This window comes from Streptomyces albidochromogenes (genome assembly GCF_005981925.1).
In the GTDB taxonomy this organism is placed as follows: Bacteria; Actinomycetota; Actinomycetes; order Streptomycetales; family Streptomycetaceae; genus Streptomyces; species Streptomyces albidochromogenes.
Map to the genome: position 1 here is coordinate 1 of NZ_VBVX01000026.1, position 14048 is coordinate 14048.

At 72.0% G+C, this 14048-nt stretch carries 10 protein-coding genes and 1 pseudogene; 7 read left to right on the plus strand and 4 right to left on the minus strand.

From position 1 onward, the window contains the following. The 3 genes and pseudogenes from E2E34_RS35305 to E2E34_RS05795 all read left to right on the plus strand — a co-directional run. Window positions 1–186 (plus strand): annotated as a pseudogene (locus tag E2E34_RS35305) (UDP-glucose 4-epimerase GalE); the annotation flags it as partial. Between the two features lie 129 nt (window positions 187–315). Beyond that, complete coding sequence (locus tag E2E34_RS05790; RefSeq protein ID WP_138900861.1) at window positions 316–4785, plus strand: aminotransferase class I/II-fold pyridoxal phosphate-dependent enzyme; 4470 nt, start codon at window positions 316–318, stop codon at window positions 4783–4785. A gap of 7 nt (window positions 4786–4792) precedes the next feature. Further along, complete coding sequence (locus tag E2E34_RS05795; RefSeq protein ID WP_138900827.1) at window positions 4793–5530, plus strand: class I SAM-dependent methyltransferase; 738 nt, start codon at window positions 4793–4795, stop codon at window positions 5528–5530. Here the strand turns inward: E2E34_RS05795 and E2E34_RS05800 are convergent. After that, the gene (locus E2E34_RS05800) at window positions 5488–7350 is read right to left on the minus strand and encodes a glycoside hydrolase family 15 protein (protein WP_138900828.1); all 1863 of its coding nucleotides are present in this window, start codon (window positions 7348–7350) and stop codon (window positions 5488–5490) included. The genes E2E34_RS05795 and E2E34_RS05800 overlap by 43 nt on opposite strands. A 184-nt stretch (window positions 7351–7534) precedes the next feature. Here E2E34_RS05800 and E2E34_RS05805 point away from each other — a divergent pair, with 184 nt between their 5' ends. Together E2E34_RS05805 and E2E34_RS05810 are read left to right on the plus strand one after the other, a co-directional pair. Continuing rightward, window positions 7535–8281: an SDR family oxidoreductase gene (locus E2E34_RS05805; protein ID WP_138900829.1), complete on the plus strand. Its 747-nt coding sequence runs from the start codon at window positions 7535–7537 to the stop codon at window positions 8279–8281. A gap of 62 nt (window positions 8282–8343) precedes the next feature. Beyond that, entirely contained in the window at window positions 8344–9075 is a 732-nt protein-coding gene (locus E2E34_RS05810; protein ID WP_138900830.1) for a TetR/AcrR family transcriptional regulator, read from the plus strand. Window positions 9076–9142: 67 nt separating this feature from the next. On the opposite strand, the gene E2E34_RS05815 is transcribed toward E2E34_RS05810, so the two are convergent. Next, complete coding sequence (locus E2E34_RS05815; RefSeq protein WP_138900831.1) at window positions 9143–9787, minus strand: DUF305 domain-containing protein; 645 nt, start codon at window positions 9785–9787, stop codon at window positions 9143–9145. 92 nt (window positions 9788–9879) lie between these two features. Next, the gene (locus E2E34_RS05820) at window positions 9880–10293 is read right to left on the minus strand and encodes a DUF6153 family protein (RefSeq protein WP_138900832.1); all 414 of its coding nucleotides are present in this window, start codon (window positions 10291–10293) and stop codon (window positions 9880–9882) included. A 128-nt stretch (window positions 10294–10421) separates the two neighbouring features. Here E2E34_RS05820 and E2E34_RS05825 point away from each other — a divergent pair, with 128 nt between their 5' ends. Together E2E34_RS05825 and E2E34_RS05830 are read left to right on the plus strand one after the other, a co-directional pair. Continuing rightward, a complete protein-coding gene (locus E2E34_RS05825; protein ID WP_138900833.1) occupies window positions 10422–11123 on the plus strand; it encodes a lysophospholipid acyltransferase family protein in 702 nt (233 codons plus the stop codon). A 64-nt stretch (window positions 11124–11187) separates the two neighbouring features. Further along, entirely contained in the window at window positions 11188–12234 is a 1047-nt protein-coding gene (locus E2E34_RS05830; RefSeq protein WP_138900834.1) for an NAD-dependent epimerase/dehydratase family protein, read from the plus strand. 54 nt (window positions 12235–12288) lie between these two features. Here the strand turns inward: E2E34_RS05830 and E2E34_RS05835 are convergent, their stop codons facing one another. After that, on the minus strand, window positions 12289–13875 hold the full coding sequence (locus E2E34_RS05835; protein WP_244315532.1) for an alpha/beta hydrolase: 1587 nt from the start codon (window positions 13873–13875) through the stop codon (window positions 12289–12291). Window positions 13876–14048: the final 173 nt, after the last annotated feature.

Consider the following 14048-nt stretch of genomic DNA (forward strand, 5'->3'; position numbering starts at 1 on the left):
CCCTACGACATCGCCTCCCGCCGCCCCGGCGACGCCCCCGAACTCATCGCCGACACCACAGCCGCCCAGCACGCCCTCGGATGGCACCCCACCCGCAGCCTCACCGACATGTGCGCCGACGCCTGGCGATTCCAACAACTCAACCCCCACGGATACGCCGGCACCGCACGGCGGGCGACCCCCTAGGAGGGGCGGCGGCGCCGGACCACACATGACGGCCCGTCAGTCCGGACAGAGGAGATGCAGCGGACCGGATGGTGTACATATGATCGGCGAGGAGGCGTATTGCCTGTGACTCGGACGACTCGTGCGCTCATGGCCGGTTATGCCGTCCTCGTCGCCGGTTCGACCGCCGTGTGCCTGACGCTGCCCCAAGTGCACGCGGCGCTCTGGGCAGTTATCGGCCTTTCGGGTGTCGCGGCCGTCCTCACCGGCGTCGTCGTCAACCGGCCGGCGCACCGCTGGCCCTGGTGGCTCCTCGCGGCGGCGCTGCTGACGTTCTGCGCCGGAGACACGTACTACCACGTGCTCGAAGAGTACTTCCAGGCGTCCAACCCGTTCCCGTCGCCCGCCGACGCCTGCTACCTGGCGACGTATCCGCTGTTCGCCGCCGGTCTTCTGGGGCTGGTCAGGTACCGCTGGGTGGGACGCGACCTGCCGAGTCTGCTGGACGCGCTGATCTTCACCGCCGGACTCGCCCTGCCGGTCTGGGTGTTCCTGGTGCAGCCGCTGACCCTGGTCGAGGGCCTCACCTGGGAGCAGCGCGCCATCAGCATCGCCTATCCGCTCGGCGACGTGCTGGTGCTCGCGCTGCTGGTGCGACTGCTCACGCCCGGCGCCCTGTCGGGCCGCAACCGTTCCGTTCAGCTGCTCGTCCTCGGCACCGTCACGCTGCTGGGCTTCGACATCGCGTACGGAATCCTCCAGCTCAACGGGTTGTGGCAAGCCGGCACCCTGCTCGACATGGGCTGGGTGATCTTCTACACGGCCTGGGGGATGGCGGCGCTGCATCCGTCGATGGTGGAGCTGACCGCGCGCACCCACCAGCCGCAGTCCCTGCTTCCGCCACCGCTGCGGCTCCTGCTGCTGTCCGCCGCCGTGCTGATCGCGCCCGGGATCCTGCTCTACGAAGGACTGCGGGGCAGCCCCCAGGACGCGGCGGTGATCGCCGCCTTCTCCGGCACGCTGATGGTGCTGGTGATCTTCCGCCTCACCGGCATGGTGGTGGCCCACCGCAAGGCCGTGACCCGCGAGATAGTCCTGCGCACGGCAGCCGCCTCGCTGGTGTCGGCGGGCACGCCGAGGGAGGTGGCCCGGTCCTGCGACGCGGCGGTCGCCGCACTGTCCGGGCCCGATGTCCGGCTGGCGAGCATACTGCTGTCGGCCGGTTCGGGCGACGACGCGCGCGCCCGCTCCGGCCCCCAGGCGCCGGTGTCCCGCGAGTGGCGTGACGCCAGTACGGGCGAGACGATGCCGGGCCCTCCGGTCACCCTCGCCCTGCGCCACACGGAGCTGGTGCCGGTGGCCGGACTCGGCCCGCGCATCGCCGCCCGGCTGGGGGACGCGGCCACCGCCCTCGTCTGCCCGATGATCCCGCCCGACCGGCCGGCCGGGGACGAACTGCCGGGCATCCTGCTGGCCGCCGGCCCGCGCAAGCAACTCTCCGAGACGCGCGGCTCGTTGGAGATCCTCGCCTCGCACGCGGGGCTCGCCATGGAACGCGTCGCGCTGCGCCAGGAGATCACCCGGCGGGAGAGCGAGGCGTACTTCCGCACGCTGGTGCGCAACGCCGCCGACGTCATCCTCATCGTCGGCGAGGACAGCACCGTCCGCTACGCGAGCCCCTCGGCGCAGGCCGTGTTCGGGGACGTGCACCTGGTCGGCGCGTCGCTGCCCGACCTGGTGGACGCCCGCGACCGTGAGCGGGCGGCCCGGGTCCTGACGGCCATGTGGAAGGGCGATCGCCGGGAGTCGCAGGACCACTGGTGCGTACCGCGGGAGAGCGGCCCGATAGAAGTGCAGGTCAGGTGCCGCGACCTGCGGCACGACCGGACCGTACGCGGACTGGTCGTCACGCTGCGGGACGTGACCGAGCAGCGGCAGCTGGAGCACGAGCTCACCCAGCGGGCCTTCCACGACTCGCTGACCGGCCTGCCCAACCGGACGCTGCTGCTGGAGCGGATCGAGCGCGCGCTGCTGCGCGGCCGCCGCGAGTCGTCCCTCACCTGTGTGCTGTTCATCGACCTCGACGACTTCAAGATCGTCAACGACACGATGGGGCACACCGTCGGCGACCAGCTCCTCGCGGCGGTCGGCGGCAGGCTCTCGGAGTCGCTGCGCCGCACCGACACGGCGGCGCGGCTCGGTGGTGACGAGTTCGCGGTCCTCATGGAGGACGCCAAGGAGCCCATCGACGCCGAGCTGCTGGCCGCGCAGGTCGTCCAGACCCTCAACCGGCCGTTCCGGCTGGCCGACGGATCGGTGAGCGTATCCGCCAGCGTGGGCGTGGCCACGGCGATGGACAGCGCCGACAGCGAGGAACTGCTGAGCCACGCGGACCTGGCGCTGTACGCCGCCAAGGCCGCGGGCAAGCGCCAGTGGCGCCGCTTCCAGCCCCGGCTGGGGGTGCGCATGCTGGAGCGGCACGACCTGCAGGCCAGTCTCGGCACGGCGATCGCCAACGAGGAGTTCGCGGTGCGCTACCAGCCCGTCGTGGACATCACCGCGGACGAGGTCGTCGGCTTCGAGGCGCTGGCCCGCTGGCCGCACGCGCAGCGCGGGCTCGTCCCGCCGCAGCAGTTCATCTCGCTCGCCGAGGAGACCGGGTACATCGCGCCGCTGGGGGCGTGGGTGCTGGGGAACGCGACGGCCGACATCGCCGGGCTCCAGCAGGCCGTGCCGCGCACCCCGCCGTACGTCAGCGTCAACGTGTCGGCCCGTCAGTTCCGGGAGAGCGAGTTCCTGGACGAGGTGTGCAAGGTGCTCGCGACCCCCGGGCTGTCGCCCGGTTCGCTGCAGCTGGAGCTGACCGAGACGGTGCTCATGCGCAGGGACGCGCAGGTCGAGGCCGTCATGCACGCCCTGAAGGACCTCGACGTACGCATCGCCGTCGACGACTTCGGCACGGGTTTCTCCTCGCTGCGCTATCTGCGCGAGTTCCCGATCGACGTGCTCAAGATCGACAAGTCGTTCATCGACGACCTCACGACCGACACCCAGCAGGTCGCGCTCGTCGAAGGGATCGTCCACATCGCCGACACCCTCGGACTTCAGGTCATCGCCGAAGGCATCGAGGACGCGGCGCAGCGCGATCTCCTGGCCCGTATGGGCTGCCGCTTCGGGCAGGGGTACCTCTTCGCCCGGCCGATGACGGTGGAGCAGGGCGAGTTCATGCTGCGCCACCCCAACGGGCGACACCGCGCGCCGGCGGCCGTGCAGGCGCCGGACCGGGCGGCCGCGGCCCGCCGGCCCGCACCGGGTCCCGCCCCTCCGGGTCCCGCCGCACGGGGCCCCGCCACACCGAAAAAGGAGAACGCCATGCGACAAGCGGCCGCCCCACCCCTGGGCGTACTCGACCCCCGCTGGGGCGATCTCGAGCATCTGCGGCGGACCAGCCCGATGAGCGACGCGGTTCTCGACGAGGTACGGGGCCGGCACATCCGCAGCGGCGACCACTGGCTGATCGACTTCGCCTCCTGCAACTACCTGGGCTTCGACTGCGATCCCGAGATCATCGACGCGATCGAACCGGCCGTACGACGCTGGGGGACGCATCCGAGCTGGTCGCGGCTGCTCGGCAGCCCGCGGTTGTATCCCGAGATCGAGGAGAGGCTGGCGGCGCTGCTGCGCGCGCCGGACACCCTGCTGCTGCCGACGGCCACGCTGATCCACGCCTCGGTGATCCCGGTCCTCGCGAACAAGGGCCACGTGTTCGTGGAGGCGACGGCGCACCGGACCGTGTACGACGGCTGCGTGGCCGCCCGGGGCCAGGGGGCGACGCTGCACCGGTTCCGCTGCGAGCAGCCGGAACAACTGGAGGCCCTGCTGCGCGACATACCCGCCGGGCCCTCTCGGCTCGTCTGTCTCGACGGGGTCAACAGCATGACGGGGAACATTCCGGACCTGCCCGAACTCGCCGGGATCTGCCGGGACCACGACGCGACGCTCTACATCGACGACACCCACGGATTCGGCGTCATCGGCGAGCGGCGGGTGGACGAGCTGTGCCCCTACGGAGCGCGCGGCAACAGCGTCGTCCGGCACACCGGGGAGACGTACGACAACATCGTGCTCGTCGGCGGCTTCTCCAAGGCGTACTCCTCACTGCTGGCCTTCCTCGCGCTGCCGCCGGCGCTCAAGGACCTGCTGAAGGTCGCCGCGGGCCCCTACCTGTACTCGGGCCCCTCCCCCACGGCGTCCCTCGCGACGACGCTCGCCGGTCTCGAGGTCAACGACCGCCGGGGCGACGTCATCCGGGCCGGCCTGTACCGCAAGACCGTGCGGGTTCTGGAGCACCTGGGCCGCCTGGGCATCGGCACGCCGAACGTCGGAGTCCTCCCGATCGTGGAGATCCCGCTGGCGAACGCCTCGGATCTCGACGCGGTCGCCACCTTCCTGTGGGAGGAGGGCGTGTACGTGACCCTGGCCGCCTATCCGCTCGTACCGCGCGACCGGGTCGGGTTCCGCATCCAGCTCACGGCGCTGAACTCCGACGAGGACATCGACCGGCTCAACACCACGCTGACCCGGCTGTCCGAACGGTTCGCCCTGGGTGCGGGGAGCTGAGAGCGCCGTGTCCGGACGCCCCCCGACGCGCAACGACGACGTGGACTGGGACAGCTGGCCCGTCCAGGACTACCTCGCCGAGAACTACCGTGAGCTGCACCCCTCGGACGCGGCCGTGATCACCCACCACTCGGAGTTCTACCGGCGCTTCGCGCCCAGGAGCGCCGCCCGGACCGTCGAGTTCGGGGCCGGCCCCAACCTGTATCCGCTGATGCTGGCCGCTGCCGCGAGCCGTCGTGTCGACGCGGTGGAGGCGGGGGCGTCGGGCGTCGCGTACCTGACGCAGCAGCTCGACCAGGGCCCCGACGACAGCTGGCGGCCCTTCTACGACCTGTGCCGGCGGCTGAACCCCACCCTGCCCGCGACCCTGCGCGAGGCCCTCTCGCCGGTGCGCGTCGTCCACGCGGACGTCCGGGACCTGACGCCCGGCGCCTACGAGATCGCGTCGATGAACTTCGTCGCGGAGGGGGTCACGGAGGACTGCGCCGAGTTCCGGGACTTCTGCGCCGCCTTCGTACGTTCGGTCCGCCCCGGGGGGCAGTTGGTGGCGGCGTTCATGGAGAACATGCCGACGTACCGCATCGGACCCGCGTCGCAGTGGCCCGGCTGTCCGGTGAACCCGGCCGTCGTCAGGGACGTCTTCGAGCCGCTGACCCGGCGGCTCGCGGTGAGCCGGATCGACGCCGATCCCACGCTGCCCGACTACGGGGACTCGGGGATGGTGCTCCTGACGGCGGTCAGGTGACGTGAGACCCCGGCCCGCTGGAGGGCGAACGCCGTGTCCACCAGGGCGATGTGGCTGAACGCCTGCGGGGCGTTGCCCAGCTGGCGGCGGCCGAGCGGGTCCCACTGCTCCGAGAGCAGCCCCACGTCGTTGCGGATGCCGAGGACCCGTTCGAAGGTCTCCCGTGCCTCGCGGAGGTGGCCGGTGGCTGCCAGGGCTTCGGCGTACCAGAGCGAGCACGCCACGAACGCGCCCTCGGAGCCGTGCATGCCGTCCACGTTGTGCACACCGTCCGGGCCGCGCGTCGCGCCGACGTCGGCCTGCGCGTAGCGGCGTACGAACCCTTCCTGGTCCAGCGCCCGCATCGCCCGTACGGTGCCGCGCACCCGCGCGTCCCCGGCCGGGAGGAAGCCGAGCTTGGGCATGAGCAGGGCGGACGCGTCGAGGGCGGAGGAGCCGTAGTACTGGACGAACGACTGCTGCCGGGCGTCCCAGCCCTCGCGGCAGACCTCGCGGTGGACGGCGTCCCGCATGGCGCGCCACTCGGCACAGGACCCGTTCCTGCCGAGGAGGGTTCCCATTCGCAGGGCGCGGTCGGCGGCGACCCAGGACATGACCTTGGAGTGGACGAACTGGCGTCTGGGGCCCCGCACTTCCCACAGCCCTTCGTCGGGGTCGCGCCAGTGGGCGCTGAGGTAGCTCATCAGGGCGTTGACCAGACTCCACATGTGGGGCTGCAGGGGAATGCCGGCGCGCAGCGACCAGTAGAGGGTGTCCAGGACCTCGCCGTAGACGTCCAGCTGGAACTGGCCCACGGCGGCGTTCCCGAACCGGACCGGCCGCGCCCCCTCGTAGCCGGGGAGCCAGGGCGCCTCGGTCTCCGGGAGGTGCCGGTGGCCTTCGATGCCGTACACCGTCTGGAGGTCGGCGGGTTCGCCCGCGATGGCGCGCAGGAGCCAGTCGAGCCAGGCCGTGGCCTCGTCCCGGTAGCCGCTGCGCAGCAGGCACGACAGGGTGAGGGTGGAGTCGCGCAGCCAGCAGTACCGGTAGTCCCAGTTGCGTTCGCCGCCCACGCATTCGGGGAGCGAGGTGGTGGGCGCGGCGACGATGCCGCCGGTGGGGGCGTACGTGAGCGCCTTCAGGGTGATCAGCGACCGTACGACGGCCTCCCGCCAGGGTCCTTGATAGCGGCACTGGCCCGCCCAGTCGCGCCAGAAGTCGGTGGTCGCCTTGAGTGCCGTCTCGGGCGGTACGCAGACGGGGGCCGGCTGGGCCGTGAGGTGCGACGGCGTCCACATGAGCATCAGGGTCAGCCGGCGGCCGGCGGGGACGTCGAACGTGACGACGGTCGAGTCGGTATGGTCGAGCGTCCGCACCGGCCCGTCGGCGCTCAGCCACACCGCGTCCGGTCCGGCGACCGCGACGGCGACCGTGGAGGGGTCGGTGAACCGGACCCAGGGGCGGACCCTGCCCTGGTGGAAACGCGGCTTGAGCTCACTGCGCAGCGCGACGGTGCCGGAGAGGCCCTCGACGGTGCGCACGACGCAGGGGTGCCGGCCGCGCGGCGGCATGAAGTCCGTGACGCGGGCGGTGCCGGTCGCGGTATTCCAGTACGTGTCGAGCACGAGCGTGTCCCGGCGGTACGCCCGGTGCGAGGAGAGTCCGCCGCCGACGGGTGCGACGCGCCAGAACCCGTTGTCCGCCGTGCCGAGCAGTGCGGCGAAACAGGCGGGGGAATCGAAGCGCGGGAAACAGAGCCAGTCGATCGACCCGTCCCTGCCCACCATGGCGGCAGTTTCGAGGTCGCTGACAAGGGCGTAGTCCTCGATTGGATTGCTCATGATCGAAATACGCCGACGTGCACAGAGCCGCTTTCCTCAATTCTACGGCAGGTGGGCGGGCTTGTCCGGGGCGGATCAGGCGGAGTAGCGTTGCTAACAGATTCTGGGTAGCGTCGATACGGCAAGGTTTCGCCACCCCGGCACGCGGCGAATCCACCGTTCCTTCCGGCACAGGGAGCACGTCATGACTGAGCAGAGGACCCCCGGCCCCCGGGTCGCGATCGTCACCGGAGGGTCGCGCGGCATCGGGCGTGCGGTCGCCGAGCGGCTGGCGGCCGACGGGTGCGCCGTCGTCGTGAACTACGCGGAGAACGCCGCCGAGGCCGAAGCGGCCGTAGCGGCGATCACCGCCGCCGGCGGGCAGGCGGTCGCCTTCCGCGCCGACGTGGCCGACGAGAGCGCGGTCGCGGCGCTCTTCGACCTCGCCGAGGAGACGTACGGCGGTGTGGACGTGGTCGTGAACGCCGCGGGTGTCATGCGGCTCGCGCCGCTGGCATCCGCGGCGCTCGACGAGCTGGACCGCATGCTCCGTACCAACGTCCGCGGCACGTTCGTCGTCGACCAGCAGGCCGCCCGCAGGCTCCGGCCGGGCGGAGCGGTCGTCAACTTCTCCAGCTCCGTCCTGGGGCTGGCGCTGCCCGGCTACAGCGCGTACGCCGCCACCAAGGGCGCGGTCGAGGCAATGACGCTGATCCTGGCCCGCGAGCTGCGCGGGCGGGACATCACCGTGAACGCCGTCGCCCCCGGGCCGACCGCCACCGCGCTGTTCCTCGACGGCAAGGACGAGGAGACCGTCGCGCGCCTGGCCGGCGCGAGCCCGCTGGAGCGCCTCGGGACCCCCGAGGACATCGCCGAGGCCGTCTCCTTCCTCGCCGGGCCCGCCCGCTGGGTCAACGGCCAGGTCCTGCGGGCCAACGGCGGCATCGTCTGACCGGCGGCCGTCGGCCTTCCGCGCCTCGGCGTTCCCGGGGCTCCGTTGATAGCGTCCCGCCCATGAGCACGCGAGCACGCATCCTGGAAGTGGCCGCAGGGCTGGTCGCGCGGTCACCGGACGGGGACATCTCCACGCGCGCCGTGTGTGAGGCGGCGCAGGTCGGCGCTCCCGCGCTCTACCGGCACTTCGGCGACAAGGAGGGGCTGCTCTCGGCCGTGGTCGACCACGGCTTCGACCAGTACCTGGCCACGAAGCGACAGCGCGAACCCGGCCCGGACCCGGTCCAGGACCTGCGCGACGGCTGGGACGGCCACGTGGACTTCGCCCTGCGCAACCCGAACCTGTACCGCCTGATGAACTCGCCCGCGATGCGCACACCCCCGGCCTCGGCCCTGGAGTCGCACATCATCCTCACCCGGGTGCTGGAGAGGGCCGCCGTTCAGGGCAGGTTGCGGATGGCGCCCGAACCGGCCGCCCAGATGATCATGTCGGCGAACGTCGGCGTGGCCCTCATGCTCGTCTCCCGCCCGACGACGTTCACCGACGGCGGCACCTCGGCCCGCGTACGCGACGCCGTGCACGCCGCCGTCCTCGTGCCCGGCGCGACCGCCGCGCCGGCTCCGTCCCACGACACCGGAGAAGCCGGCGGGACCGACGAGGCGGAGGTGGCGACGGCGGCGGCCCGGCTGAACGCCCTGCTGCGCCGCTCACCCCGGTCGCCGCTGAGCCCCGCCGAGACCGGCCTGCTGTCGGAGTGGCTCGACCGGCTGTCCACCACGCGCACCGGCTGACCCGGCCCTGATACGCCGAAGAAGCGGGGGCGGCCGGGTGGCCGCCCCCGCCTCGCGGCTCCTGCGGTCAGTTCGCGCCGAGGAGTGCGTTCATGCGCCTGATCTCGGCGCTCTGCGAGGTCACGATGTCACCGGCCATCTCCTTGGCCGGACGGTGGGCCCCGTCCGACCGCTCGGTCCTGGCCATCGCGACCGCCCCCTCGTGGTGCTCGACCATCATGGTCAGGAACGCGGTGTCGAACGCCTCGCCGGACGACTTCTCCAGCGCGTCCATCTCCTCGGACGCCATCATCCCGGCCGCCGAATGCCCGGCGTGGCCGCCGGTGGCGCCCTCCTCGGGAACATCCTCGCCCCAGGCGGTGAGCCAGCCGGACAGCGTGCGGATCTCCGGGCCCTGGGCCTTCTCGATCCGCGCGGCCAGCTGCTTGACCTCGGTGGACCGCGCCCGGGTCGCCGCCAGCCCGGCCATGGCCACGGCCTGCCGGTGGTGCGGGATCATCCCCTTCGCGAAGGAGACGTCGGCGGCGTTCCAGGCGCGCCCGGCCGAGGACGCGGAGGGTGCGGCACTCGTGCCGTGACCGGCGTGAGCGGCCGGGCTGTCCCCTCCCCCGCCGCAGGCTGCCAGCAAGGCGGCGGTGGTGGCCGCGGCCGCGACGGCGGCGGCGCGGCGGACAGTGAGACGGTATGCGGTCGTGAAACGGCATGCGGTCATGGTGGTGCGACTCCTGTGTTCGCGCACGGATTCAAGGCATGGCTGTGGACGGCGTGGCAGCCGGCCGCGGCGGCCGGGCACGCCGGGGCCGCCTATACGCGCAGGAGTTGCAGTTCGCTCAGTGAGGGCGGGGCCCGCCCGCCGGGCGCCGCCGCGGCGAGGAACGCCGTACCGTCCGCCGCCCCGAAGGCGGCGGCCCCGGCGGGAGCCGGCGCGGGCAGTGCGGGCGCACCGCTCGTACCGCCGGCGGCGCAGGTTGAGTCGGCGTGCTCGACATGGCCGCCGGCGCCGCCCCCGTCGTGCCCCGCGTGCGCGCAGACCTCGCCGGCGGGCGGGTGCGGGTGCGAAGGGGCCGCGTGGCGGACGTCCGGCAGAGCGTGGGCCGGCTGCGGAGGGGCCGCGGGCCCCAGTCCGTGCATGGCCAGGAGGCCCCCGAGCACGGCCGGCAGGAGCAGGGCGTACAGCCGTGCCCCGAGGGGCCGTGCCGGGCGCGTCCGCTGACTCATGCCCGCATCCTAGTCGGCGCCCCGGACCCGACGCCCAGTGCCGCCCCTGATGCCAAGTCAGTAAAGTCGGAACGGGCCGGCACCGGCCCCAGCCCTGGAGCCGATCCGGCAGAACTAGGAGCCGCCCCGTGTTCTATCACGTGCTCAAGTACGTCCTTCTCGGGCCACTGCTGAGACTGCTCTTCCGGCCCAGGATCGAGGGGCTCGAGCACATCCCCGACGACGGCGCCGCGATCGTCGCGGGCAACCACCTGTCGTTCTCCGACCACTTCCTGATGCCCGCGATCATCAAGCGGCGCATCACGTTCCTCGCCAAGGCCGAGTACTTCACAGGTCCGGGCCTCAAGGGCAGGCTGACCGCCGCCTTCTTCCGCAGCGCCGGTCAGATCCCGGTCGACCGGTCCGGCAAGGAGGCCGGGAAGGCCGCGATCCGCGAGGGCCTCGGCGTACTGGGCAAGGGAGAGCTGCTGGGCATCTACCCCGAGGGCACCCGCTCGCACGACGGCCGGCTCTACAAGGGCAAGGTCGGGGTCGCCGCGATGGCGCTCCAGGCGCGCGTGCCCGTGGTGCCGTGCGCGATGGTCGGCACGTTCGAGATCCAGCCGCCGGGTCAGGTCGTACCGCGCATCAAGCGGGTGACCATCCGGTTCGGCGAGCCGCTGGACTTCTCGCGGTACGAGGGGATGGAGAACGAGAAGGCGGCGCTGCGCGCGGTCACCGACGAGATCATGTACGCGATCCTCGACCTGTCCGGGCAGGAGTACGTCGACCGGTACGCCGCCGAGGTCAAGGCGGAGCAGGCGAAGAAGTTCCCCAGGCTCCGACGCTGACGGCGAATCAGCGGACGGCGAACGGCGCTCCGCGGACGCTTCCCCGGCGCATAGCGTCCACGGCATGACCAAGGGAAACGCGTTCGTCATCGGAGCTACGGGACAGATCGGGCGGGCGGCCGTACGGGCACTCGCCGAGGACGGCTGGGACGTGACGGCGGCGTCGCGCGGCGGTGGCCGCGACGGGACGTGGCCGCGGGACGTGCGGTCCGTGGCGCTCGACCGGGACGACGACGCGGCGCTCGCCGCCGCGCTCGGTACTGGCTGCGACGTCCTGGTGGACATGGTCGCGATGGAGGAGCGGCACGCGGCGCAGCTGACCGGACTCGCGGACCGGATCGGCTCCGCCGTCGTCATCTCCAGTGGCGCCGTGTATGAGGACGACAAGGGGCGGAGCTTCGACACCCAGGCCGAGCCCGACGGCTTTCCGCGGTACCCGGTGCCGATCCGTGAGACGCAGCCGGTCGTCGCGCCGGGAGGCGCGACGTACGGGACCAGGAAGGTCGCGATCGAACGGCGTCTGCTGGCGGCCGGCGACCGGCTGCCGACGACCGTCCTGCGGGCGGGCGCGGTCCACGGGCCGCACTGCCGGACTCCGCGGGAGATCCATTTCGTCAAGCGGGTGCTGGACGGCCGGCCCGTGCGCGTCCTGGCGCACGGCGGGCGCAGCCGGTTCCACCCGGTGCACGTGTCGAACGTTGGGGAGCTGATCCGTCTGGCGGCGGCGCGGCCGGGTGCGCGGGTGCTCAACGCGGGCGACCCCGACGTTCCGACGGTCGCGGAGATCAGTACGGCGATCGACGCCGTCATGGGGGTAGGGAGCGAGCTGGTCCTGGTGGACGGGCCCCCGCCGGTGGGCACGGTCGGGGAGACGCCCTGGAGCGGCGGTCATCCCGTCGTCTACGACATGTCCGCCGCCGAGCGCGAGCTGGGCTACCGGGCTGTCACCGGGTACGCCGAGTCCCTGCCCGCCACCGTGGAATGGCTGGCGGGGGTGCTCCGTCACCAGGACTGGCGGGAGGCGTTCCCGAAGCTGTCGCAGCGGTACGCCCCCGACGGCGACGGGCCGTTCGACTACGCCCAGGAGGATGCCTGGCTGGCCGGCCGGTAGACATGAGGAGGGGGCGGCCGGAACCCCGGCCGCCCCCTCCCGCGTTTCAGGCCGTTACGGCTTGGGCGTGGCGTGCGGGGCGCACGTCACGTCGCGGCTGTCGGTCTTCCCGGTCAGCAGGTAGGTGTCGACCCGGTCATTCACGCAGGGGTTCGCGATCCCGGTGACGCCGTGCGAGCCGGCGTCCTTCTCGGTGATCAGGCGCGAGCCCTTGAAGCGCTTGTGCAGCTCGACGGCGCCCTCGTACGGAGTGGCGGCGTCACGCTCGGCCTGCACGATCAGGACCGGCGGCAGCCCCTTGCCGGACTTGACGTTCAGCGGGGTGTGCTGCTTCGACGACCAGGTGGCGCAGGGCAGGTTCATCCAGGCGTTGGCCCACGTCATGAACGGGTGGTCCTTGTGCAGCCTGGTGTTGTCCCGGTCCCACGTCTTCCAGCTGGTGGGCCACTTGGCGTCGGCGCACTCGACGGCCGTGTAGACGGCGTTGCCGTTCTCCGAGGACGCGTTGCCCGCCGTGTCCGACAGGTCGGGCGCGATCTCGTCGACGAGGGCCTGCGTGTCGCCCGCGACGTACTTGCTCCAGATCTCGGCGGTGTGCGCCCAGGCGGAGTCGTAGTAGGGCGCGCTCTGGAAGAAGCCGACGAGCTCGGCGGGGCCGACGACGCCGCCGATGGGGCTCTTCTTGGCGGCGGCGCGCAGCTTCACCCACTGCTGCTCGACCTTCTCGGGGGTGTCCCCGAGGTGGTAGGTGGCGTCGTTCTTGGCCACCCACTGCTTCCAGTCGTCCCAGCGCATCTGGAAGGCGACGTCCTGGTCCAGGTTGGCCTGGTACCAGATCTTCTCCTTCGACGGGTTGACCACGCTGTCGACGACCATGCGGCGGACGTGGCCCGGGAACAGCGTTCCGTAGACCGCGCCGAGGTAGGTGCCGTAGGAGACACCGAGGAAGTTCAGCTTCCGCTCACCGAGCGCGGCCCGGACGACGTCCAGGTCGCGAGCCGTGTTCGGGGTGGTCATGTGCGGCAGGATCCAGCCGCTGCGCTCCTGGCAGCCGTCCGCGTACTCGGCGGCGAGCTTGCGCTGGGCGCGCTTGTCGGCCTCGCTGTCGGGCACCGGGTCGAGCTTCGGCGCCTTGACGAACTCCTGCGGGTCGACGCAGGAGATGGGCGAGGAGTGGCCGACACCGCGGGGGTCGAAGCCCACGAAGTCGTACGCCTTGGCCAGCTTCGTGTAGATCGGGTTCTTCTTGGTGACGCGGGTGGGGAAGCGCATGCCCGAGCCGCCGGGGCCGCCGGGGTTGTAGAGGAGCGCGCCCTGGCGGTCCGCCTCGGAGCCGGTGTTGCCGACGCGGTCGACCGCGATCTTGATCTTCCGGCCGTTGGGCTTGGCGTAGTCGACCGGGACGGTGACCCAGCCGCACTGGATGGGCTGGTCGAGGCCCCAGTCGGCCGGGCAGTCGCGCCAGTCGATGCCGGACTTCGCGGCCCGCTGGGCGGCGATCTGAACGCCGCGCGCCTCGGACGTGCTGGTGACGCTGGTGCTGCGGCCCTCGGCGCCGGCGGCCGGCGCGGACATCGCGCCGGCCATCAAGGTGCCCGCTATGAGAGTGCCGGCGGAGCCGAGCGCTGCTGAACGTCGCAAGTGGTGCCTCCCCCTGTGAGTGTTGTGGCGTACGTGACGAAAGTGGTCATGAGTCCGTACGGGTACTGGCGCATCCTGTCGTCTGAACGGTCCCGGGCAACAGGCCGTACGGGCGTTTCTTTACCAATCCCATAACCGGAGAGCCGTGTCCCGCTGAGCGGTGCACTTGGCCG